This is a genomic window from Cryobacterium sp. 10I1, assembly GCF_035019805.1.
In the GTDB taxonomy this organism is placed as follows: Bacteria; Actinomycetota; Actinomycetes; order Actinomycetales; family Microbacteriaceae; genus Cryobacterium; species Cryobacterium glucosi.
In genome coordinates this window covers 1-1,972 of the sequence record NZ_JASJVF010000398.1, presented here as the reverse complement: position 1 = coordinate 1,972, position 1,972 = coordinate 1, and the positions used below count along the sequence as shown (strand labels likewise).

Annotated in this window: 3 protein-coding genes; 2 read left to right on the top strand and 1 reads right to left on the bottom strand. The window is 70.9% G+C overall.

Annotated elements, in window-relative coordinates; all coding sequences use genetic code 11:
• Window positions 1-100 precede the first annotated feature (100 nt).
• Window positions 101-799 carry a helix-turn-helix transcriptional regulator gene (locus QN345_RS18435; protein ID WP_174774628.1) on the top strand — a complete coding sequence of 233 codons (699 nt, stop codon included), beginning with the start codon at window positions 101-103 and terminating at the stop codon, window positions 797-799.
• A 77-nt stretch (window positions 800-876) separates the two neighbouring features.
• On the opposite strand, the gene QN345_RS18430 is transcribed toward QN345_RS18435, so the two are convergent.
• Window positions 877-1,284, bottom strand: a complete 408-nt coding sequence (locus QN345_RS18430) for a VOC family protein (RefSeq protein ID WP_322189755.1) — start codon at window positions 1,282-1,284, stop codon at window positions 877-879.
• A 113-nt stretch (window positions 1,285-1,397) separates the two neighbouring features.
• Between QN345_RS18430 and QN345_RS18425 the strand changes: the two genes are divergently transcribed.
• A partial coding sequence (locus QN345_RS18425) for a GNAT family protein (RefSeq protein WP_323509044.1) occupies window positions 1,398-1,972 on the top strand: 575 nt, incomplete at its 3' end.

The window sequence follows — 1,972 nt, the reverse complement described above, 5'->3', positions numbered from 1 at the left end:
CCATCTCCGTCTCCCCGGGCGCTTGGGGCGCGGGTCGCACGTCTCTTAAGCCTACCGATCCTTGACGGCAAGGTCGGTGCCTGCCGTTAGAGTGGCTGGCGTGAACCGGACCGACCGCCTCTATGCGATCGTGGAGGAACTGCGCGCGGTCGCGCCACGCCCACGCAGTGCGGGATGGCTGGCCGGGCGCTTCGAGATCAGCTCGCGCACGATCGAGCGCGACATCAGTGCACTGCAACAGTCCGGGGTGCCGATCTGGGCCGAGCACGGGCGCACCGGCGGCTATTGTCTGGACCAGCGGCGGACACTTCCACCGGTGAACCTCACCCCGGACGAGGCCGTCGCCCTCTCCGTCGGTCTCCGACTGCTCGAGGAAACGCCGTTCCGGGCCGCCGCACGCTCCGCCCTGCCCAAACTCCTGGCCGCGATGCAGGCTGACGACGCGCGTGCCGCACGGGAGCTGGCCGGGCGCATCCACCTGCTCGGCGACGGGCATCCGCTCCCGGCGGTTCCGCACAGCGTGGCGAGCGCCCTGTCGACCGGCCGGGTGCTGCGCCTCGCCTACCGGGACACGGCAGGCGCCCTGACCCGGCGCGACGTCGAACCGCTCGGCTACGTCGGATCGCCGACGCACTGGTACCTGCTCGGCTGGTGCCGGCTGCGCGACGGCGTGCGCGCCTTCCGCGTCGACCGGATCGTGTCCGTGTCGGTGACGGCAGAGACGCCCGATCCCCGCCCGCTGGCCAGGGACGATCTGGACATCCCGTACGGCGTCGTCACCCGGCTCGACCTGGGGTAGGCGACGGGCACACGGCGGTGGCCGGTGTACACGCCGGCATCGCGGCCAGGGCCCTGGGCCTGAGTCTGAGCCCGGCCCTACCGGTCGTGGCCGGCGAACCTGGCGGCGGCGTCCGCTGTCACGGGTGTGAAGAAGTTGAGCAGAGTACCGTCGGGGTCGCGCACCAGCAGGGACCGGTTGCCCCAGGGCATGGTTGTTGGCACGGTGACGACATCGGTGAGCCAGGGGGAGAGCCTGGCGTATTCGGCGTCGACGTCCGCGACGAGGAACTCGATGATCGCGGTGTGGTTGTCGGCCGGGCGCGCGGCTCCGGGCCCGAAGAGGCCGACGGTCCGCGTGCTGCCGATCGCCAGAGTCCCTGTCGGGGTGCGTATCTCGGCGAAGTCATCGGTCGACGAGCTGGCCGGTGTGCGGAGTGCGCGTTCGTAGAAGGCGACCAGGCGCTTCACGTCGTCGGTGATCAATCGAACGGATACGAGGTTCATCGGTACGGTCCTTGTCTGGCCGGGAGCATCCCGGCAGGAGCCAGTCTCGAGCCCGCGTGCGACAACCCCCTGTCGGTGTTTAACGGCAGAATCCGATCGAATAGGGTCGAGGCATGGAATTCGCCGCAGCGCCCCGACTCTCCGGAACCCGCGTCACCCTCGAGCCACTCGCCCCTGAGCACGCGGCCGAACTCGCCGTCGCCGTGGCGGAGGGCGAGCTGTGGCGTGCCTGGTACACGGCGGTCCCGCGGCCGGAGGCCATGGCCGCGGAGATCGACCGGCGCCTCGCGCTCGCCGCGTCCGGGCAGATGATGCCGTGGGGCATCCGCCTGACCTCGACGGGGGCCATGGTCGGCATGACGACCTTTATGCACCCGAGCCCCGACCAGCAGCGGCTCGAGATCGGCTCGACGTGGCTGGGAAAGAGCGCCCAGGGCACCGGCGCCAACCGGGAGGCGAAGCTGCTGCTGCTCGGGTATGCCTTCGAGGAGCTCGACTGCATCGCGGTCGAGTTCCGCACGCACTGGCACAACCGGCAGTCCCGCGCCGCGATCGCAGCGCTCGGTGCGAAGCAGGACGGCGTGCTCCGCAGCCACTCCGTCGGGCCGGAGGGCGCCGTGCGCGACACCGTGGTGTTCTCGATCATCGCTGCCGAGTGGCCGGCCGTGCGCCTCGGCCTCCGCGAGGG

Excerpts from the sequence above, each read along its gene's own strand:
- QN345_RS18430 (WP_322189755.1), bottom strand. The coding sequence starts at position 1,284 with ATGAACCTCGTATCCGTTCGATTGATCACCGACGACGTGAAGCGCCTG.